The organism is Streptomyces sp. NPDC088910 (genome assembly GCF_044749865.1).
Taxonomy (GTDB): Bacteria; Actinomycetota; Actinomycetes; order Streptomycetales; family Streptomycetaceae; genus Actinacidiphila.
The window spans coordinates 725,519-745,738 of the sequence record NZ_JBIVIV010000001.1 but is presented as its reverse complement, the minus strand read 5'-3'; the positions used below and the strand labels follow the sequence as shown (position 1 = coordinate 745,738).

Annotated in this window: 14 protein-coding genes; 7 read left to right on the top strand and 7 right to left on the bottom strand. The window is 73.9% G+C overall.

Annotated elements, in window-relative coordinates; translation table 11 throughout:
* The first annotated feature begins 99 nt into the window (after positions 1-99).
* The 6 genes from ACIP4Z_RS03150 (at position 100) to ACIP4Z_RS03125 (ending at position 7,290) form a co-directional block, all read left to right on the top strand.
* Positions 100-1,812, top strand: a complete 1,713-nt coding sequence (locus tag ACIP4Z_RS03150; RefSeq protein ID WP_401304655.1) for a dynamin family protein — start codon at positions 100-102, stop codon at positions 1,810-1,812.
* 125 nt (positions 1,813-1,937) lie between these two features.
* Complete coding sequence (gene ssb, locus ACIP4Z_RS03145; protein ID WP_401304652.1) at positions 1,938-2,462, top strand: single-stranded DNA-binding protein; 525 nt, start codon at positions 1,938-1,940, stop codon at positions 2,460-2,462.
* A 248-nt stretch (positions 2,463-2,710) separates the two neighbouring features.
* A complete protein-coding gene (locus tag ACIP4Z_RS03140; protein WP_391046788.1) occupies positions 2,711-4,141 on the top strand; it encodes an LAETG motif-containing sortase-dependent surface protein in 1,431 nt (476 codons plus the stop codon).
* 368 nt (positions 4,142-4,509) lie between these two features.
* Positions 4,510-6,174, top strand: coding sequence for an energy-dependent translational throttle protein EttA (gene ettA, locus ACIP4Z_RS03135; protein ID WP_401304648.1), 1,665 nt, complete (start codon positions 4,510-4,512; stop codon positions 6,172-6,174).
* A gap of 16 nt (positions 6,175-6,190) precedes the next feature.
* Entirely contained in the window at positions 6,191-6,610 is a 420-nt protein-coding gene (locus ACIP4Z_RS03130; RefSeq protein ID WP_355337139.1) for a thioesterase family protein, read from the top strand.
* Complete coding sequence (locus ACIP4Z_RS03125) at positions 6,607-7,290, top strand: hypothetical protein (protein WP_401304645.1); 684 nt, start codon at positions 6,607-6,609, stop codon at positions 7,288-7,290. Before ACIP4Z_RS03130 ends, ACIP4Z_RS03125 begins: the two co-directional genes overlap by 4 nt.
* A gap of 151 nt (positions 7,291-7,441) precedes the next feature.
* Here ACIP4Z_RS03125 and ACIP4Z_RS03120 read toward each other — a convergent pair whose 3' ends face one another.
* From ACIP4Z_RS03120 to ACIP4Z_RS03105, 4 genes are all read right to left on the bottom strand, one after another.
* Positions 7,442-8,494: an ABC transporter ATP-binding protein gene (locus ACIP4Z_RS03120; RefSeq protein ID WP_401304642.1), complete on the bottom strand. Its 1,053-nt coding sequence runs from the start codon at positions 8,492-8,494 to the stop codon at positions 7,442-7,444.
* Positions 8,491-11,247, bottom strand: a complete 2,757-nt coding sequence (locus tag ACIP4Z_RS03115; RefSeq protein WP_401304640.1) for an FtsX-like permease family protein — start codon at positions 11,245-11,247, stop codon at positions 8,491-8,493. The genes ACIP4Z_RS03120 and ACIP4Z_RS03115 overlap by 4 nt, the downstream gene beginning before the upstream one ends.
* A gap of 217 nt (positions 11,248-11,464) precedes the next feature.
* Entirely contained in the window at positions 11,465-15,004 is a 3,540-nt protein-coding gene (locus ACIP4Z_RS03110; protein ID WP_401304637.1) for an ABC transporter permease, read from the bottom strand.
* A gap of 132 nt (positions 15,005-15,136) precedes the next feature.
* Positions 15,137-15,541, bottom strand: coding sequence for a globin (locus tag ACIP4Z_RS03105; RefSeq protein ID WP_355337149.1), 405 nt, complete (start codon positions 15,539-15,541; stop codon positions 15,137-15,139).
* 229 nt (positions 15,542-15,770) lie between these two features.
* Here ACIP4Z_RS03105 and ACIP4Z_RS03100 point away from each other — a divergent pair, with 229 nt between their 5' ends.
* Positions 15,771-16,841 (top strand): methyltransferase domain-containing protein, encoded by a 1,071-nt coding sequence (locus tag ACIP4Z_RS03100; RefSeq protein ID WP_401305035.1) that lies wholly within the window; start codon positions 15,771-15,773, stop codon positions 16,839-16,841.
* A gap of 56 nt (positions 16,842-16,897) precedes the next feature.
* Here ACIP4Z_RS03100 and ACIP4Z_RS03095 read toward each other — a convergent pair whose 3' ends face one another.
* The 3 genes from ACIP4Z_RS03095 to ACIP4Z_RS03085 form a co-directional block, all read right to left on the bottom strand.
* On the bottom strand, positions 16,898-17,641 hold the full coding sequence (locus ACIP4Z_RS03095; RefSeq protein WP_401304634.1) for an N-acyl homoserine lactonase family protein: 744 nt from the start codon (positions 17,639-17,641) through the stop codon (positions 16,898-16,900).
* Positions 17,611-18,762, bottom strand: coding sequence for an FHA domain-containing protein (locus tag ACIP4Z_RS03090; protein ID WP_401304631.1), 1,152 nt, complete (start codon positions 18,760-18,762; stop codon positions 17,611-17,613). Before ACIP4Z_RS03090 ends, ACIP4Z_RS03095 begins: the two co-directional genes overlap by 31 nt.
* A 106-nt stretch (positions 18,763-18,868) precedes the next feature.
* The gene (locus tag ACIP4Z_RS03085; RefSeq protein ID WP_355337155.1) at positions 18,869-20,215 is read right to left on the bottom strand and encodes a VWA domain-containing protein; all 1,347 of its coding nucleotides are present in this window, start codon (positions 20,213-20,215) and stop codon (positions 18,869-18,871) included.
* Positions 20,216-20,220: the final 5 nt, after the last annotated feature.

Below are 20,220 nucleotides of genomic sequence, written 5' to 3'. Positions count from 1 at the left end.
TCCGCTTCTCCGTCCGCCGCTTCTCCGTCCGCCGTCTCTTCGTCCGCCGTCTCTTCGTCGGTCGCTCAGGGGCGGGGGAGCGCTACGGACGCGCTGACCGTGCGGGTGGACGCGCTCGGCGAGTTGCTGGGGCTGTCCAGGACGCGGATCAGCCCGGACGCGCTGGCCGAGACCGGCGAGCTGCTGGAACGCCTGGGCGAGCGGCGGCGGTTGTCGCTCGACCACACGGTGGTGGCGCTGGCCGGGGCGACCGGCAGCGGGAAGTCCACGCTCTTCAACGCTCTTGCGGGGCTCGCGCTCTCCGAGACCGGTGTACGGCGGCCGACCACCGCGAAGCCGGTCGCCTGCGCCTGGCAGCCGGAGCGGGCGGCCGGGCTGCTCGACCGGCTGGGGATCGCGCCGCAGGACCGTTACGCCAGGCGCGGCGCGCTGGACGCGGCGGGGGAGTGGCCGGGGGACCTGTCGGAGGAGCTGTCGGGGACCGAGGGCGCCTTCGCCGCCGACGGCGCCACCGGGCGCGCCGAGAGCCTGGACGGGCTCGTCCTGATCGACCTGCCCGATCACGACTCGGCCGCGACCGGCCACCGCGATCAGGTGGACCGGCTGCTGGGCCTGGTGGACGTCGTCGTCTGGGTGCTCGACCCGGAGAAGTACGCCGACGCGGCCCTGCACGAGCGCTATCTGCGCCCGCTGTCCGGGCACGCCGACGTGACCGTGCTGGTGCTCAACCAGATCGACCGGCTGCCCGGCGACTCGGTCGACCTGGTCCTCGACGACCTGCGGCGGCTGCTGGACGAGGACGGCCTCGCGGTCGGCGAGCACGGCGAGGACGGCGCCGTGGTGCTCTCCGCGTCCGCGCTGACCGGCGAGGGCGTCGCGGACCTGCGCGCCGTACTGGCCCAGCTCGTCACCGACCGCGCGGCGGCCGGAAGGCGGCTGGCGGCCGACATGGACCGCACGGCGAGCAGGCTGCACCCGCTCTACGTCGGCGAGGGCGGCGCCGGGCTCACGGACTCGGCGCGCGAGGAATTCGTGGACCGGCTCGCGGACGCGGTGGGCGCGGCCGGGGCAGGACAGTCGGCGGAACGGGACTGGGCGGGAGCGGCGGAGGATGCCTGCGGTACGCCGTGGGGCCGGCTGATCGGTGAACGGGCCGCGGTCGGCGCCGGTTCCCGCGGTGAGCGCCCGGCGCAGGGTTCACCCGTACGAGCGACCCGTACGGGCGGCGGCGGGCTGTCCGCGTCCCGGCCGGTGGTCGACGAGGCGGTGCGCGGCGTGGCGGCCGACGCGTCCCGCGGGCTGCCCGCGCCCTGGGCACAGGCGGTACGTGACGCGGCCCGGCGCGGCGGTGACGGGCTGCCGGAGGCGCTGGACGGCGCTGCGGCGCGGGCGCGGCCGGGGGCGCCGGAGCGGCCCGGCTGGTGGTCGGCGGCCGGTGGCGCGCAGTGGCTGCTGATGGCGCTGGCCGTGGCAGGCGCGGTCTGCCTGATCTCGGTCGCGGTGGGCTCGCTCGATCTGACGTGGTGGCTGCCGGTCGTGATGATCGCGGTCGGCGGACTCGGCGGCCCGGCCCTCGCCGGTGCCTGCCGGTTCGCGGCCCGCGGGCCCGCACGGCGGTACGGCCAGGCCGCCGAGCGGCGGCTGCGGGACGCGGCGGCGGACTGCGGCAGGGCCCGGGTGCTCGAACCGGTGGCGGCCGAATTGATGCGGTACCGCGAGGTGCGCGAGCAGTACGCGGTGGTCGCCGGGGCGCATTCCGCGCACGCGGCGCATTCCGTCCGCACTTCTCTGGGAGACCACTCGTCCGAGTGACGAAGTTATCCACAACCGGCCGGTAATCCACAGATTCCGGCCGGTTTCTCCATGCCTGGTCGAATTCCTGCACGATGTCCTTACGGCGTCCCGCGGGGGGCGCGATCGGCAGGGAGGGCAGAGAAATGAACGAGACGCTTGTGACCGTGGTGGGAAATGTGGCCACCGAGCCGGAGACCCGGCAGACCGCGACCGGTGTGGCCGTCACCCGCTTCCGGCTGGCGACCACCTCGCGCCGGTGGGACGCCGAGCGCGGCGCGTGGACGGACGGGGCCACGAGTTTCTACACGGTGTGCGCGTGGCGGACGCTGGCCTGGCATGTGAAGGAATCGGTCGGAGTCGGTGAACCCTTGCTCGTCCAGGGGCGGTTGAGGATCCGTGAGGAGGAGCGTGAGGGTCGGCGCTATCTGACCGCGGAGATCGAGGCGGTGGCGGTCGGGCACGACCTGGCGCGGGGCGTCTCGCGGTTCAGCCGGGTCGCGGCGAGCATGACCGGGGCGGGGGCCGCGTCCGCGTCCGGAGCGGCGGGGGCCGTGGTGGGGAATGCGGTCGGGAGCGCGGCCGGGAACACGGCCGGGAACGCGGCCGAGACGCCGCCGGTGGTCGCCCGGCCGGATCCGGCGCCGCCCGTTCCCGCGGGGGCGCCCTGAGTATCCGGAGTATCCGCTTTCGGCGGCATTTCCCGGGATGAATTCTGTCGATGACTTATCGACAAACACGGAATCATGCAATTGTGCCGATAACGATTGGGATTCGAAAAGGCGCTGCGGGGACTCTCTTGGTGAGCGTGTGACGCCTGGTTCCTAGGATCTCCTCGTTCAGCACGCACGGGGGCCGGAACTGCGCAGGCAAGGCGATCCTCTGAACGACCAACGCGCCTTGCCCGGAGGGGAAATCCATGTTCAAGACCTACAGGCGGGGCGCCGCCCGCCTCGCGGCGGCTGGCATTGCCACGGGCCTGCTCGCGGCGGGCGTGATGGCGGGCGCGGGCGCGGCCGTCGCCGCCCCGAACGACGGCACGACGCCGTCGGCCACGGGCGCCACCGCCGTGCTCGGCGGCATCGAGAAGGACAAGGCCGACCAGGCCGTCGTCAACCCCGGTGCCAAGGACGAGTACGACGTCACCGCCGGACTCTTCTCGATGGCCGTGACCGGTGGCGGCAGCATCGAGACGTACTGCATCGACTTCAATCACCACACCGTCGACAAGGCGACCTACAACGAGGTCACCTGGGACAACTCGACGCTGAAGGACAACAAGGACGCGGGCAAGATCGCCTGGATCCTCAACAACTCCTACCCCAAGGTCGACGTGGCGGGCGTCACGGACACCCTCAAGGCCGCCGGGGTCACCCTCGACCACCCGCTCACGCCGGGCCTGGCCGCGGCCGGTACGCAGGTGGCGATCTGGCACCTGTCCGACCCGGGGGTGAACGTGCAGGCCAAGGACAGCGACGCCAAGGCGCTCGCGGAGTACCTGGACAGCCACGCGCAGACCCTTGAGGAGCCCAAGCCCTCGGTGACGCTCGACCCGCCCGCCGTCTCCGGCAAGTCCGGCGACCGGCTCGGTCCGGTGACCGTGCACACCACCGCCGACGCGGTCGACGTCAAGCTCGGCGCCGACGCCCCGGCGGGCGTCAAGATCGTCGACAAGGACGGCAAGGCGATCAGCGGTCCGGTCAAGAACGGCACCGCGCTCTACTTCGACGTCCCCGCGGGCACCGCGGACGGCACCGCCCCGGTGACCGTCGCGGCCACCACCGAGATATCCGTCGGCCGTGCCTTCTCCGCCACTGACACCTCCAGCCAGTCGCAGATCCTCGCCGGTTCGCAGAGCACCACCGTCACCGCGGCGGCGACCCTGTCCTGGGCCAGGAAGGGCCCGATCCCGGCGCTGTCCGCGCAGGTCGTCTGCGCCAAGAACGGGGTCGACGTCACCGCCGCCAACCAGGGCGACGAGGACTTCACCTTCGAGCTCGAAGGCAAGAGCTACACGGTCGCGCCCGGCAAGTCCCAGACCGTCACGGTCCCCGTCCAGGAGGACCAGAAGTACAAGATCGACATCACCCTGCCCAACGACCAGGTGAAGACCTTCGAGGGCGTCCTGGACTGCAAGACCGCCACCACCCCCGGCCCCACCCCGACGGCCACCCCCACCAACGCCCCCAGCCCCGCCACCTCCGGCAGCACCACGGGCGGCACCGATCTCGCCGAGACCGGTAGCAGCAGCGCCACCCCGATGATCGCGGGCATCGCCATCGCCCTCGTCGTCCTCGGCGGCGCCGCCGCCTTCTTCTTCCGCCGCAAGAAGAACACCCCCACCGCCTGACCCGGGGCGCCCCACCGCGAACGGGTCCTGCCGCACCGGAGGGTGCGGCAGGACCCGTTCGCACACCCGCCCCCGTCCGGTCCGCGACGCCTACCGCGACGCTCGTGCGAAGATCGGCTTCCGCCGGCGCTCAGCAGGCACGCGAGACGTACACGACGTACACGTGGTCAGAACCTTCTTCGTCAGCGGGCTGATGCTGGGCGGCGTCGTGCTGACCCACCGGGAGGCCAAGCGCCGGGCGGCCGCCGGGCGGGGGTGGGGGAGGGACCCGTTCGCACGGATGGGTGGACGTACGGCAAGATGGGGTGTATCTGCCCTCACGCGGCGGTGCCGCACTGTGGCCCTACTCGATTGCCGGACGGTTTCTCTTGGCTGAGTTCATTTACACCATGCGCAAGGCCCGCAAGGCCCACGGCGACAAGGTGATCCTCGACGACGTGACGCTGAGCTTCCTGCCGGGAGCGAAGATCGGCGTCGTCGGGCCGAACGGCGCCGGTAAGTCGACCGTCCTGAAGATCATGGCGGGCCTGGAGCAGCCGTCGAACGGTGACGCGTTCCTGTCGCCCGGCTTCTCGGTGGGGATGCTGCTCCAGGAGCCGCAGCTCGACGAGTCCAAGACCGTGCTGGAGAACGTGCAGGACGGCGCCGCCGACACCATGGCGAAGCTCACGCGGTTCAACGAGATCGCCGAGCTGATGGCGACCGACTACTCCGACGCGCTGCTGGACGAGATGGGCAAGCTCCAGGAGCAGCTCGACCACGCCAACGGCTGGGACCTGGACGCGCAGCTCGAACAGGCCATGGACGCCCTGGGCTGCCCGCCCGGCGACTGGCAGGTCACCACGCTCTCCGGCGGCGAGAAGCGCCGCGTCGCGCTCTGCAAGCTGCTGCTCGAAGCGCCCGACCTGCTGCTCCTCGACGAGCCCACCAACCACCTGGACGCCGAGTCGGTGAACTGGCTGGAGCAGCACCTGGCGCAGTACGCCGGCACCGTCGTCGCCGTCACCCACGACCGGTACTTCCTGGACAACGTGGCCCAGTGGATCCTGGAGCTGGACCGCGGCCGGGCGCACCCCTACGAGGGCAACTACTCCACGTACCTGGAGAAGAAGGCGGCCCGCCTGAAGGTCGAGGGGCAGAAGGACGCCAAGCGCGCCAAGCGCCTCAAGGAAGAGCTGGAGTGGGTCCGCTCCAACGCCAAGGGCCGTCAGGTGAAGTCCAAGGCCCGCCTGGCCCGTTACGAGGAAATGGCCGCCGAGGCCGACAAGGTGCGGAAGCTGGACTTCGAGGAGATCCAGATCCCGCCGGGCCCGCGCCTGGGCTCCATCGTGGTCGAGGTCAACAACCTCTCCAAGGCGTTCGGCGACAAGGTGCTGATCGACGACCTGTCGTTCACGCTCCCGCGCAACGGCATCGTCGGCGTCATCGGCCCGAACGGCGCTGGTAAGACCACGCTGTTCAAGATGATCCAGGGCCTGGAGACCCCGGACTCCGGCTCCATCAAGGTCGGCGAGACGGTCAAGATCTCCTACGTCGACCAGAGCCGCGCCAACATCGACCCCAAGAAGTCGCTGTGGGCCGTCGTCTCCGACGAGCTGGACTACATCAACGTCGGCCAGGTCGAAATGCCGTCCCGCGCCTACGTCTCGGCCTTCGGCTTCAAGGGCCCGGACCAGCAGAAGCCCGCGGGCGTGCTCTCCGGCGGTGAGCGCAACCGCCTCAACCTGGCGCTCACCCTCAAGGAGGGCGGCAATCTGCTGCTCCTCGACGAGCCCACCAACGACCTCGACGTCGAGACCCTGTCGTCGCTGGAGAACGCCCTGCTGGAGTTCCCCGGCGCGGCCGTCGTGATCTCCCACGACCGGTGGTTCCTCGACCGGGTGGCGACGCACATCCTCGCGTACGAGGGCGAGAGCCGCTGGTACTGGTTCGAGGGCAACTTCGAGTCGTACGAGAAGAACAAGGTGGAGCGGCTCGGCGCCGACGCGGCCCGGCCGCACCGCGCCACGTACAAGAAGCTGACCCGCGGCTGAGGGCACGGTATCTGTGATGGCACGGCACATCTTCCTCTGCCCGCTGCGCTGGGCGGACATGGACGCCTTCGGGCACGTCAACAACGTGGTCTTCCTGCGGTATCTGGAAGAGGCGCGGATCGACTTCATGTTCCGGCTGGCGCCGGGCGAGGGAAGCGTGTCGTTCACCGGCGGGTCCGTCGTGGCCCGCCACGAGATCGACTACCTGCGTCCGCTGGTGCACCGGCACGAGCCGGTCACCGTCGAGACGTGGGTCTCGGACATCAGCGCGGCGTCGCTGACCGTCCACTACGAGGTCAAGGACGGCGAGACGGTGTACGTGCGGGCCTCCACGGTCGTCGTCCCGTACAACCTCGCCGCCGGACGGCCGCGGCGGATCACCGCGGAGGAGAAGCTGTTCCTCCAGCGGTATCTGGACGGGGCCGTCACCGTATGACCGCTCCCGCGCGGTCGACGCTGACGCTGGCGCGAGCGGGGGAGGCGGCCGATCTGGCCGCCTTCCTCGGCCGGCTGATCCGCTGGGACAAGGCTGCGGTCGTACGGCTCAGGTCTGCCGAAGGGGAGGCCGCCCTCGGGGTCTTCGGCCATCCGCCCTTCGGGGGCGTCCTCGCGGTCCGCACCGCGGCGCTGGCCGAGGACGGGGTCGGGGCGGCGGTCGACGCGACCGTGTCGGCCGGGCAGCTCCTCGACGCCGTGCCTCCTCCGGAGGGGGGCGAGTTGGTGCTGCCCGGGTCCGTCACCGGGCCCTCCTGGGCCGGGCTGCTGCCGCCGCGCGGCGGCTGGCTGCGGGTCACCGAGGTCGACGGTGACGCCGTGCGGGCGGCTGCCGCCCGCGTGATCGGGGAATTCCGCACGCGTACGGAGGAGTTGGGCGAGGCCGGGCGTACGCGGGCCGGACTCGACGCGCTCGCCGAGGAGTTGTGGGCTCGGCCGCTTCCCGGTACCGGCTTGCCCTTGCGGGCGGTGCACGCCGCCCATGCCCTCGGGTTTCTGCGGGGAGCCGAGGACGCCGTGCTTCTGTCCGCCGGGCCCTGGCTGCGGCTGCGCACGGCGCTCGGTTCCGTGGCCGTACGCGCTGCCGCGCCGGCCTCCGGTCTGACCGTCACCCCGGCCTAGGGCCTGTCCGCCTTTTTCCCACCCGCCCACCCGTGCAGGTGCTTCCACCCCTGCGGGTGCCCCCCGCGGGCCCCACCCGCCGTCGGGGCGGCTGCCGTGCCGCGTTCGGCCCCAGGGTGCTCGTCGTCGCGTGTGCGGACGTGGGTGGCCGTCAGCCGTCCTGGGGCTCCTCCGTCCGCTGAGGGGGTTGGGAGGGGTCGGGCCAGAGGGAGATGTGGTCGGGTTCGAGTTCGAGGAGGACGCGGGAGCGGATGGAGAGGGAGTCGGTGTAGTCGCGGGGGAGTTGGAGGCGGCCGGCGCGGTCGACGGTGGCGTATTCGCGGGCCACGACGGACTCCTGGCCGTGTTCGTCGACCTCGGTGTGGCGGACGACCTCGGAGGCGGTGCGGCCGTCGCGGATGGCGACGGTGCGGCGGACGGCGTTGGCGACGGCGTGGTCGTGGGTGACGACGACGACCGTGGTGCCCAACTCCTCGTTGGCGGTGCGGAAAGAGGCGAAGACCTGCTCGGCGGTGGCGGAGTCGAGTTCGCCGGTGGGCTCGTCGGCGAGGACGACGGACGGGCTGTTCGCCAGGGCGACGGCGATGGCGGCGCGCTGCTGCTCGCCGCCGGACATCTGGCCGGGGTGCCGGTCGTGGCAGTAGCCGACGCCGAGCATGCCGAGCAGTTCGGTGGCCTGCGCGGTGCGCTGCCGCTTCGTGCGCAGCCCGCCGGTGCGGCCGGCGAGCTGCATCGGCAGGACGACGTTCTGCGCGGCCGTGAGGTACGGCAGCAGATTGCGGCCGGTCTGCTGCCAGACGAACCCCACCACCTCCCTGCGGTACCGCAGCCGCGACGCGGCGTCCATCGCCAGCAGGTCGTAGCCGCCGACGGACGCGGCGCCCGCGGTCGGCACGTCGAGCCCGGCCAGGATGTTGAGCAGCGTGGACTTCCCGCTGCCCGACGCGCCGACCAGGGCCATCAACTCGCCCTTGCCGACGAGTAGATCGAGCCCCTGGAGGGCCTGCACCTCCACCCCGTCCGCGGTGAAGATCCGCACCAGCCGGTCGCAACTGATCAGCGCGTCCTTGCCGTACGCGGGCCGCTCCCGCCGCTCGGCGACCGCCCGCTCCAGATCCGCGAGACTGCTGACGGGAGCGCGGTCAGGTCCCGTCACCGGACCCGCCACCGCTCCGCGCACCTCGCCGCCCGCTTCGCCCGTCATACCCGGTCCCCCACTCTCAACTCCGCGCTCTCCCGCCGCCGTCCGCTCACCCGCACCTGGATCAGCAGCACCGCACAGGCCAGTATCAGCAGCCCCGCCGACGGCAGGGCAAGGGACCATGGATCGGCCCGCAGGCCGAGCCCGAAGTCGGCCGGTTCCACGCCCTGTTCGCCGCCGCCGAAGGTGAGCGCCCGCAGATCGACGCCCGGTCCGAGCAGCGGGACCACCGCCAGGCCCACCAGGACACCGCCGACGGCGGCGAGCAGCGCCTGCGGCAGCATCTCCAGCAGGACCAGCCGCCGCGACTGCCGCCGCGTCATGCCCATGGTGCGCAACCTGGCCAGCAGCGTGGCCCGTTGCGGCGCGGCCTGGAGCAGCGACAGCAGCAGGGCCAGCGCGCTGAAGGCGGCGCCCGCCGCGACCGCCGCCAGATAGATCGAGCGCGCGCCGCGCTGCAAGGGGAAGTCGCCCAGCCGGGACCGCTGTTCGCCGCGCGTCAGCACCGTCACGAAGGACGCGGGCTCCTTGGCGACCGCGCGCAGCGCCCCGCCGTCGATGTGACTGCCCGGCGCGTTCATCGCCAGCAGCACCGTAGGACCGCTGTACTGGCTGTACGCGGCCAGGTCCGGGTGTCTGGCGGCCAGTTGCGCCGCGGAGACGATCACGAACTCGGCGCCGGGCGCGGCCGGGGTGCTGGTCAGGACGGCCGCGGTCCTGACAGTGACGGCGCCGACGGCGGCGTCCACCCGGGCCGTTCCGTCGCCGAGCAGCGAGGCGAGACCGGGGCTGAGCACGGCGGGCAGCGTCCCCCGCCCCGGATCGTGGCCGAACGCCTGCGCGGGGAAGGCGGGCAGCCCGATGTCGTGGGTCAGCCACGCGTACGCGGCCGGGTCGACGATCACCAGCGAGTAGGACAGGCCGAAGGGCGCGGTCGGGCTGTTCGGCTCGACGCGGGCGGTGACGACCCGGCCGACGCCGGGCACCTTCTTCCGTACCTCGTCGGGCAGTTGGCGGGGGAGCCCGAAGCGGGAGTCGACCCGCGCGTCCGCGCCGACCAGGACGCTCGCCGCCCGGTCCCTGCCGTGGTCGATACCGGCCAGCACCGAGCCGCCGAAGGACGCCACGGTCAGGGCCACCAGCAGCGCCAGCAGCGGCAGTTGGCTGGTGGCGGGGGAGCGGCCCGCGCGCGCCAGGCCCAGATGGGTGACCGCGCCGGGCAGCCGGGCCGCGGGGCGCGCCAACAGCCGTAGCGGCAGCGGATACAGGCGCAGCAGCACCAGCGCCGCCGCGACGGCGACCAGCACGGGGGCCGCCGCCAGATACGGGTCGCCGCCGCTGTCGGTCCCGCGCCGCCGCAGGGTCAGTACGGCGCCCACGACCAGGACGGTGACGGTCAGTTCCGCGACCAGTCTGCGGCGCGACGGCCGGGCAGCGGTGACGTCCTCGCGGCCCGCCGCGCGTGGCCGCCGGGCCGCCGCCACGGCCCGGACCGGCAGCGCCAGCGCGGCGACCGCGGTGACCGCCGCGCCCAGCAGCAGCGACGTGCCGTAGCGCGAGGCCGGCAGCGCCAGCAGCGCCAGGGCGACGCCCACGGCGCCGCCCGGCACGGCGGCGGCCGTCGTCTCGCCGAGCAGCCGCCGGAAGACGCCGCGCAGGGCGGCGCCGCGCGAGCGCAGCAACGCGATCTCACCGCGCCGCCGCTCGGCGGCGAGGCCGCCCGCCATCAGTAGCACCGCGAACGCCGTCGTGCCGACGCCGACCGCCGCGATCAGTACCAGCGGCGACACCGCCCGCCGGTCGTCGGAGTAGCCGTCCAGCACGGTGCCGAGGCCGCCGGTGAGCCGGATGTCGGGGTCGGTGGCCTGTTGCAGGGCCACCGAGTCGGGCCCCGCGTTGAAGGACGCCAACTGCCTTTGCAGCGCGGGCACATCGTGCGCGGCCAGGCCGTCGGTGGCCAGCGGGTGGTGCCAGTACCGGGTCACCAGCGTGCCCAGCAGCGGCATCGAGCGCGCGGCCGTACGGTCGACGAGCAGCGAGAAGTGCCAGTACGTCTTGGGCTCGCTGCCCGGCGGGGTCGGCGGCGCGGACAGCTGCGGGGTCAGCAGGTCGCTGTTCTCGGTCCAGAAGTCGTCGGCGGGGTCACGGGGCGCGACGATGCCCGAGATCCGGACGGTCAGCGCGGTCGCGGTGCGGCCGTGCAGGTGCACGGTCTGACCGACCGTGAGACGCATGACCTCGGCGGTCCGTACGGTGACGGCGGCCTCGACCGACAGCGGCGCCGGAACGCCCCCGTCCGGCGCGGGAGCCGGCAGCCGCCCGGCGACCAGGCGGCCGTGCCCGGCCAGTCCCGCCTGCGCCACCAGGCTGGCGGCCGGGAAGAGTTCGGAGGTACGGGGCAGCCCCTGGTCGGGCACCGGCGCCTCCGAGGCGCGCACCCCGATGACGGACCGGTCCTTCCGCAGCCGCAGCGGCGGCTTCGCCATCCGCTGGAAGACCGTCTCCACATGGTCGACGGCGGTGGGGTCCAGCAGCTCGGTCGTCGTGAACTCGGGCCTGTAGGGGCCGGTCAGGCTGACACCGCGGTCGAGCGGCGCCGCGTCCCGGACGGCCTGCCGCAGCGCGGTGTCCTCGTAGCGGTCGACCGCGCGGGGGAGCGCCGCGGCGAGGAAGGCGGTGACCAGGACCAGGACGGCCGTCGCGAGCGCGGCGGCGGGCGCGGACCGCAGCCTGACCCGTACCCAGGAGGTGTCCACGCGCGCGCCACTGTCAGCACCGGGCACCGGCGTGCCGACAGAAGCCCGCCCCGAAGCCGGCCCTGAAGCCCGGTCCGGAACCCGCCGCCCCGAAGCCCGCTCCGAGGACCGTTCCCGAGCCCGGTCCGGAGCCCGCCGCCCCGAGGCCCGTTCCGAAGAACCCCCCGACGCGCCCTCCGAAATACCCCCGCCCTCACGCGAGTTGTCGTCCGGCATCTCAGTCCTCCCCCTGCCGCCGCAGCGCCGCCGCCGGATCGCCGCGGCGCACCGCGGTGGCGAGGACGACGACCAGCGGCGCGATCAGGACGACGCCCAGCAGTTCGGCCAGCGGCCCCGCGGGCATCTCGACCAGCAGATCGGGGACGGGCCGGGCGGCCTGCGAAGTGAGCACGACCAGCGGGGTGATCAGCCGGGTCAGCAGCGCGCCCAGCACCACGCCCACGACGAGCGAGATCAGCACGAGCGTCCCCTGTTCCGCGGCGATCATCCGGGCCAACTGGCGGCGCGGGGTGCCCAGGGCGCGCAGCACCGCGAATTCGCCGTTGCGCTCCCTGATCGCGCCGACCGCGCTGACCGCGAAGCCGACCGCGGCCAGTACGGCCGCGGCGATCACCGCGGCGGGCAGCGCCGACTGCGGTCCCGCGCCCAGCGGATCGGCCCGCAGATCCGCCGCGGTCTCGTCCCGTACGAGCACCACGTCGACGTCGGTTCGGGCGCGCAACGCGGCGGCGACCCGCGCGGTCGTGCCGGGCCCGGTGGCCAGCCACCACTCGGTGGGCTCCATGGAACGCGCGTCCTGCGACTCCAACAGCCGGTCGACGGACCGGAGATCGAGCAGCAGGGCGCCCGCGTCCAGGTCCTCACGGCTCTGCGTGTCCTGCGTACCGTCCGCGGCGGCGGCGCTCCGGTCCGCCGTGCCGGGGATCGCGCGGACGGCGGCCGTGACGCGGGCGACGATGTCCACACCGTTGAGCTGGAGCCGGACGGTGCCGCCGACCTTCGCGCCGACCGCCTTGAGGTACGAGTCGGTGGCGACGGCCGGGAGTTCGGGCGGCACGAGCGATTCGACGCGGGTGCGTACGGTGGCGGTCGGCGGCGCCTGCCAGCTGTCCGGGACCACCTCCGTGGAACCGGTGGCGTACTCCAGGCCGAATAGCGCGGGGCCGGCCAGCACGGGCGGTTCGGCGGACGGCGGCACCGCACCGGGATCGCCCGCCAGGCTCGGGTCGTCGAAGTCCGCGCGCGCGTCCCACGAGGCGGCGCCCCGCCCCGTACCGGTACCCGCCGCGCTCAGCGCCTCGCCGCCGCCGTCCGGCCCGACGACCCGCGCGGAGGAGATCGTCAGTCGGTGCGTCTCTTTCACGCCCGGCAGCGAGAAGACGGTGTCGATCCGGGTCAGCCGCAGCGGTCCCGCAGGCCCGCCGCCCGCCGTGCCCGCCGCAGAGGCCAGGTCCAGGGTGAGCCGGTGCGGGGCGCCGTCCGGCGGCAGATCGCCCAGCTCGAACTCGTACACCACACCCGTGGCGTCCGTCAGCGCGGCGGTCAGGTGGTCGGGGCCGTTGGCGGACGCCATCGGGCGGCCGTGCCGGTCCACCGCCCGCAGTGACGCGGTGAACTCCACCCGGCGCGCGTCACCGGGGACGGCGAACCCGCCCGAATCCCCGGCGCTCCGGGCGGCCCCGCCCGAATCCCCAGCAGCCCGGCCTGAATCCTCGGCGACCCCGCCCGAATCCCCTGCGCTCCCGGCGGCCCCGCCCGAATCCCCGGCAGCCCGGCCCGAATCCCCGCCACTCCCCGCGGCCCCGCCCTTCCCTCCCGCCCTCAGCGGCGCGAGCAGCTCCGCGACCGGCCGCCCCGCCGTGAGGTCGGAGCGGAACCGCATCGCCCTGCCCGCCTGCTCGGTGTCGATGGCCAGGACCGTCGCGTGCCGCTGCTGGGTCAGCAGCACCTCGTCGCGGGCCGCGGGGGCCACCGCCGTGATGCCCGGCACCTTCGCGTAGATCCCGGCCTGCCCGAACGGCGGGGTCGTCATCCCGGTGACCCTGATGTCGGAGCCGACGGTGAAGTCCGCCTGGTCGCGCTGCGAACGGTCCCAGCTCGCGCCCTGCCCGATCGCGAACATCCCCATCGCCACGGCCAGTACCAGCAGCAGCACCGCGCTCGCGCCGCGCCGCGGACGGCGGGCGAACTGCCAGCCCGCCAGGGCCGGCGCGAGCCCGCGACCGCGCGCCGCGCGCCGCTCACCGAGCCCGGCCGCCAGCGGCAGCAGCCGCAGCACCAGCACCGTGCCCGCCAGCAGGCACAGCGCGGGCGCGGCCACCAGGACCGGGTCCACGCCGAGACCGCCCGCGCCGTCGGCGCTCAGCACGCCGCCGCCGGACGCCCGGCGCTGCAACTGCCAGTACGCGACCCCGGCGACCACCAGCAGCCCGACGTCCGCCCCGGCCTGGAGGGCGCCCGGCAGCGCGCCCCGCCGGGACCGCGCCGCGCGCTCGGCCGTGAAGGAGCCGCCGCCGCGCACCGCGGGCACGATCACCGCGAAGGCGCAGGCCAGCGCCGCGCACACGGCCACGAGCCAGGCCGCGCCGCCACTGCCGCCGCCGAGTGTGACGCCGGTACGGGCCAGCGCGCCGGTCCCCGCCAGGAGTCGCGTGACGGGACCGGCGAGCAGCGGCGCGATCAGCGCGGCGGGCACCGCCAGCAGCAGCGCCTCCCCGGCCGCCAGCCGGGCCACCCGCGAGCGGGAGCCGCCGCGGGCCCGCAGCAGCGCGGTCTCCCCGGCCCGCTCCTCGGCCAGCAGTTGCGCGACCAGCAGCAGCGCGAAGGCCGCCAGGATGACGAGCTGGAGCGCGCCGATCAGCAGCGTCGAACGGGTCACCAGCAGGCTGCGGCGCAGCCCGTCGAGCAGCGTCGGCAGCTCGCTCGACACCTGCGCGGAGCCGGTCGGCTTCGCGTCATGGAGGTCGGCGACGGCCGCTTTCGCGCTGCGCTCCAGCGCGTCCATCCGGCCCACGCCCACGCCGCCGAAGTCCGCCGTGCCCTGCCAGGACATCTCGGCGGGCGCCACCCGCCCCGAGCCGAAGGTGCCGCCGTCCACGAGCATCGGCCCGTACGTGGTGAACGACAGCGTGTGGATGCCGCGTCCGCGCAGCGGGTCCAGATGCCAGTACGGCGCGGCGGGGTCGGCGGGGCGGTAGAGGCCGGTCACGCGGATGCGCAGCGGCGGCCCGCCGAGCCGGTCGGTGAGCGTGATGACGCTGCCGGTGCGCACGGTGAGCGCCTGGGCCGCGACCACCGGCATGGCGACCCGCACCTCGGGGGAGCCCTTGGCCGCGGGCGTCGGCCAGGCGCCCTCGGTGATCGTGACGCGCGAGCGGTCGAAGGTGGCCAGCAGCGTCAGATCCGGGTCCCCGCCCTTCGGCGACCCGGCGGGGCGCAGCGCGAACGGCAGCCCGTACGGGCCCGACCTGGTGCTCGACCTGACCGTGGCCGGGAGCCCGTCGAAGGCGTCGGGCACGATGCGCCGTACGGCCGAATCCAGCCCGTCCCGCGTCGGCCCGGTGACCGATGCCTGCACCTCGACCGTCGACCGGTCCGCGGCCTGGTGCTGGAGGGTGCGGCGCAGCGCCGCGTCGCCGATCGCGCCGGTGAAGGCGGTGAAGGTGGCCAGCACGGAGGTGGTGAGGACCACCGTGAGCAGCGCGGCGGCGAGCAGCAACCGGTGCGCGCGGACGCGCAGCAGCACGAAACCGGTCACCGGCGAGCCCCCGTCCTGTCGCTGACCGGATGGTCTCAAAGGGGGAGGGCGTGGTGAACGGTGCCGGAGGTTGTCGGAATACGATCGTGACCGACCGTTGAGCGGACGATTCGCCTCCGCTCAGGGCCGTTTTCAGCCGGGGGTGTTGACCATCGACGCGGCGGCGTACGTCAGGTAGTCCCACAACTGCTGTTCGTGCGCGGGTTCAAGGCCCAACTCGTCGACCGCCGCCCGCATATGGCGCAGCCACGCGTCGTGCGCCGCCTTGTTCACCTCGAAGGGCGCGTGCCGCATCCGCAGCCGCGGGTGGCCGCGCTCGTCGCTGTACGTGCGGGGACCGCCCCAGTACTGCATGAGGAAGAGCCGCAGCCGGTCCTCCGCCGGGCCGAGATCCTCCTCGGGGTACATCGCCCGCAGTTCGGGATCGCCCGCCACCCCCTGATAGAAGACGTGCACCAGACGGCGGAAGGTTTCCTCGCCGCCGACCAGCTCGTAGAACGTCTGCTGCTGCACCGTGCCGCGCGGGATCTCATTCACACCCCCATGGTCGCAGAAGGACCGGCCGAGTACCGGAGTCGTAGGACCGGGCCCGCGGGCGCACGATGGAGGCATGGCCGACACAGACGCGGAAGCGGGCACGGAGGGTACGGACACGGGCGCGGACGGTACGACCTCGGATACGGATACGGATACAGCTGCGGTCGCGGATACGGGTACGGGCGCGGCCGGGCGGTACCGGGCCGCGGCCTCCGCGCTGCGCACCCGCATGGTCCGCCGCATCGTCGCGGGCGGCGGCCTCACCGACCCGGCCTGGCGGGCCGCCTTCGCCGAGGTGCCGCGCCACCTGTTCGTACCCGACTACCAGCGCTCGGCGCACGGCGGCGGGCAGGACCGGCTCACCGCCGCCGACCCCGACCCGCGCCACCGGCTGCGCTGGCTCGCGGGCAGCTACGCCGACCGGCCGATCGCCACCGACGTGGTGGACGGCGAACTGCTCTCCTCCAGCAGCCAGCCCTCGCTGATGGCCCTGATGTGCGAAGCGCTCGACGTGGCGGACGGCCACCGCGTCCTGGAGATCGGCGCCGGAACCGGCTACAACGCGGCGCTGCTGGCCCACCGGCTCGGCCCCGACGCCGTCACCACCATCGACCTGGACGAGCGGATCACCGCCGCCGCCCGCGCGCACCTGGCCGCGTACGGCACACCCGCCGCCCGCTCCGTCACCGTCGTCACCGGCGACGGCGCGCTCGGCCACCCGGCCGGCGCCCCGTACGACCGGGTGATCGCGACCTGCGAACTGCCCGCGATCCCGGCGGCCTGGCTCGCCCAGTGCCGGCCGGGCGCCCGGATCCTCGCGCCCCTCGGGACCGGGCTGATCGCGCTCACCGTACGGAGCGCCACCGAGGCCGAAGGGCACTTCCTGGCCACCCCGGCCTTCTTCGTCCCGCTGCGCGGCCCCTCCACGACGGCCCCTGCGCCCGCCGCCGACGACGCGGCGCAGGCGGTACGGGCCACCCGCACACCGCCGCGGATCATCGGCAACGACCTCTTCCGCTTCCTGCTCACCCTCGTCGCGGGCCCGCTGGACCTCACCTGGTCGCCCGGGACCGGCACCGCCCGGCTGCTGGCCGCCGACGGCTCCACCGCCCGCGTCACCGCCGACGGCACGACCCGCGTCAGCGGCCCCCGCGACCTGTGGGCGCTCGCCGAGTCCGCGCACACCGTCTTCCGCGACCTCGGCCACCCGGCCAGGTCCCGCTTCGGCCTCACCGTCGACGGCCCCCGCCAGTGGACCTGGCTGGACGACCCGGCGGGCCCGTACCGCTGGCCGCTGTGAGCCGCGGCGGCCGGAAAAGCCCCCCGCCGCTCTGAGCCGCGGCGGCCGAGAAGCCCTCAGCCGGACAGCGGCTCCCAGACCGCCGCGTCGTGCGCGAACAGAATCCGCCGCGGGTCGTACGCCAGCAGCCGCTCCACCCACGGGTCGGGCTCGGGCAGCGGCGCTCCCGCACCGCCGGCGGCGGCCAGGACCGCGCCCTGCGCGGCGGCGAAGTCGGACGCCGAGGTGTGCGTCTGACCGGCCAGGATCACCGTCCCGTCCGGCCTGCGGATCACCAGCGACTGGTGACCGACCGTGTGACCAGGCGTCGGCAGAATCCACAGCCCCGGACGGATCTCCACTTCACCGGTTAGCTCCTCGTAGCGGGCGCCGGGGAAGCCGACCAGATGCTCGGGCGTGTGGTTGCCGCCGCGCGCCACCGCCAGCTCGGCGTCCTGCACCAGCACCGGAGTGCCGGGGAAGAGCGGATTGCCGCCGATGTGGTCGAAGTGCAGATGGCAGTTGACCACCAGCGCGATGTCCGCGGTCGTCACCCCCGCCGCGGCGAGCGCGTCGGGCAGCGGACGGCGGTACGGGCGGTAGTGCGCGTCCGTCTCGGGGTCCGCGGTGCCGATCCCGGTGTCGAAGAGCAGGAGTTCGCCGTCGTGCTCGACCAGATAGCCGAGCGCGGGCTCCACCCGCGGCTTCCCGTCGGCGGTCTCGGAGCCCGGCCGGACGAACCGGCCCAGGTCGAGGCGGCGCAGGGCCGCTCCCGTACCGGACACCCGCGTCACGCCCGGCGGAGTGTGATCGTCGTCCACGCCCCCACGTGGACCCGGTCGCCCTCGAAGAGCGGGATCGGGGTGTACGGGCGGATCGCGTCCTCGCCCAGGTTGACCGTGGTGCCGTTGGTGGAGTCCTGGTCGACCACCGCCCAGGAGCCGTCCGGCTGCTGGACCAGCACGGCGTGCTGGTGGGAGACGCCCGGGTCCCCGGGGGGGCGGGACAGGTCGATGTCGGGGGCCTCACCGGTGCTCTGGCGGCGCCGTCCGATGGTGATCTGGTTGCCGATCAGGGGCAGTTGGATCTCCGGCGAGAACGCGGGGAAGTACAGGCCCTCCGCGTCCGGGCCGCTGCGGGCCATCATCGCGGTGAAGTACTCCCGGTCCGCGCCGATCACCGCGACCCACGCCGTACCGGCGGACGCCGCGGGCGGCTCGTGGCCGGACCCGGGGGAGACCGAGGGCCCGGACTGCTCACCGGACAGATACGGGTTCTGGAACGGAGGCGCCGCCGGCGAGGACGGCGCGTGCTCGGGGCCGCCGCCCTCGATCGGGCGGCGCGTGGCGGACGCGGGCGGAGCCGCAGACGCCTCGGTGGGCGTCGGCCGCGCGGCGGGCGGCTGCTCGGCGGAGACCTCCGGCTCCGCCACCGGAGCCGGACCCGTCCCCACCGCCTTCACCTGCGAGGACGGCGGGTCCAGCAGGAAGTCCCCGGAACCCGACGTCACCGACTGCGACGGCAGCGGCTCCGCCGGCCGGTTCACCTGCGAGGGGCGGGACCGCTGCGAGCCGTAGTCCGGATACGGCGGGAAACCGGACGCCGTCGGCGGCGGAACGGGCGGGGCGGGCGGCGCGACGAAGGTGGTGGAGGTGTGCGTCTGGAAGTTGAAACGGCACTCCTCGCAGAACAGCGCCATCCCCTCCCGCGGCGTCCCGCACTGCGGGCACACCTCCGGCGCCGCCTGCCCGTCCGGCTCGTAGCCGCGCGACGACGCCCCCGGCGAGGTCGACACCGGCGAACTGGACGCCGACGCGGACGCGGACGCCGACGAGGACGGCGGCCGGGTCCCGTACGAGGACGACGGCACGGCGATCCGCATCCCGCAGACCTCGCACCAGTCGTCGGTCCCGGACTGATGGCCGTTCGGACAAGTCGGCATGGTGCTGGCTCCCCCTCCGCCCGCCGAGGGCGGGGTCACAATCCGTGCGAGCTGCTGACGGTTACGTCCTCACACGTTACGTCGTCACATGTCGCGACCGCACGGGTCACTTCTTCACACGCACGGTCTTCGTCGACCGGGTCTCCAGGGTCATCTCGTCCGCGTCGGCGACCCTGGCCTTCAGCCGCACCGTACCGCTCGCCGCGTCGACCACGTCCACGACCTTCGACAGCAGCTTCGCGGTGTCCTCGTTGCCCGACGCGCTCGCGAGCTGCACCGCGCGGCCCAGCTTCGCCGTCGCGCCGTCCATGTCACCGGACTTGCGGGCCTCCAGACCCTGCTGGATGACCTGCGCCAGCTCCGCCTGCCCGGTGTAGTGGGCGACCTGCGGGTTGATCCGGGTGGAGGCGGCCATGTCGTCCGTCCACACCGCGCGGACCAGGCCCTGCGACAGCACCTCGACGGTGCCGTCCGGCTGCGGCAGCACCAGCGACAGCCGCGCCGCCAGCATCTCCTGGCCGACTCCGGCCACCGGCACCCGCACGCACACGTGGTAGTCGCGGGACTCGTCGCCCCACGACCCGGTCGGGTAGTCGCCCGCGCGCGGACCGGCCTCGGTGCGCCGCGCGCTCAGGTCCTCCACGGTCGGCGCGACCTGCTTCACGAACGCGATCTCGGAGCCCTGCGGGGTCCACAGCCGCAGGCTGACGTCCGCGACCTCCTTGCCCATCGCGTTCTCCATCATCGCCTGGAAGTCCGCGGCGAGTCCGGCCGGATCGGCGACGATGTCGACCGAGCCGAGCATCGCCGAGGCGATCCCGGTCAGCTCCTTGACCTCCCAGTCGGTGCCGACACCGCGCGCGTCACAGGTGAAACGGCCCGTGCACGCGTCGAGGGTGGCCTGAAGGTCCTCCGGCTTCTCGTGCTCGTTGCGGCCGTCGGTGAGCAGGATGCCGTGCCGTATGGCCACGTCGGTGCTGGCCAGCAGCCGGTCGGCCAGCCGCAGCCAGGTGCCGATCGCGGTGCCGCCGCCCGCCGTCAGCTTGCGCAGCGCCTGCTTGGCCTGCGCGCGGGTGGTCGGATCGGCCACCGCCAGCGTGCCGTTGGCCGGGTAGACCTCGCGCGCCTGGTGGGTGCCGCCGACCACCGCGAAGGCGACGCCGTCGCGGATGGTGTCGATCGCGACGGCCGTGGCGTCACGGGCGTTGCGCATCTTCGTCGGCGGATACTCCATCGAGCCCGAGCAGTCGACCATGATGACCACGCCCGCGCTGGGCGCCGCGCCCCCGGCGGCGGACGCCGGACCCGGCAGCGGCTGACCGCCCGAGGTGCCGCCGCCGGTCGACGTCACGGTGACGATGGCGTTGACCTCGCGGCCGCCCTCGGGAAGGAACTCGTTCTGATAGATGTCGACCGAGAACTGCGGCACGTTCGACTTCGAGAATTTGGCCATCGGTA

What these genes read in the sequence shown, in the direction of transcription:
- ACIP4Z_RS03090 (WP_401304631.1), bottom strand. Translation starts at nt 18,762, where the DNA reads ATGCCGACTTGTCCGAACGGCCATCAGTCCGGGACCGACGACTGGTGC.
- ACIP4Z_RS03100 (WP_401305035.1), top strand. Translation starts at nt 15,771, where the DNA reads ATGGTCCGCCGCATCGTCGCGGGCGGCGGCCTCACCGACCCGGCCTGG.
- ACIP4Z_RS03125 (WP_401304645.1), top strand. Translation starts at nt 6,607, where the DNA reads ATGACCGCTCCCGCGCGGTCGACGCTGACGCTGGCGCGAGCGGGGGAG.
- ACIP4Z_RS03120 (WP_401304642.1), bottom strand. Translation starts at nt 8,494, where the DNA reads ATGACGGGCGAAGCGGGCGGCGAGGTGCGCGGAGCGGTGGCGGGTCCG.
- ACIP4Z_RS03085 (WP_355337155.1), bottom strand. Translation starts at nt 20,215, where the DNA reads ATGGCCAAATTCTCGAAGTCGAACGTGCCGCAGTTCTCGGTCGACATC.
- ACIP4Z_RS03130 (WP_355337139.1), top strand. Translation starts at nt 6,191, where the DNA reads ATGGCACGGCACATCTTCCTCTGCCCGCTGCGCTGGGCGGACATGGAC.
- ssb (WP_401304652.1), top strand. Translation starts at nt 1,938, where the DNA reads ATGAACGAGACGCTTGTGACCGTGGTGGGAAATGTGGCCACCGAGCCG.
- ACIP4Z_RS03140 (WP_391046788.1), top strand. Translation starts at nt 2,711, where the DNA reads ATGTTCAAGACCTACAGGCGGGGCGCCGCCCGCCTCGCGGCGGCTGGC.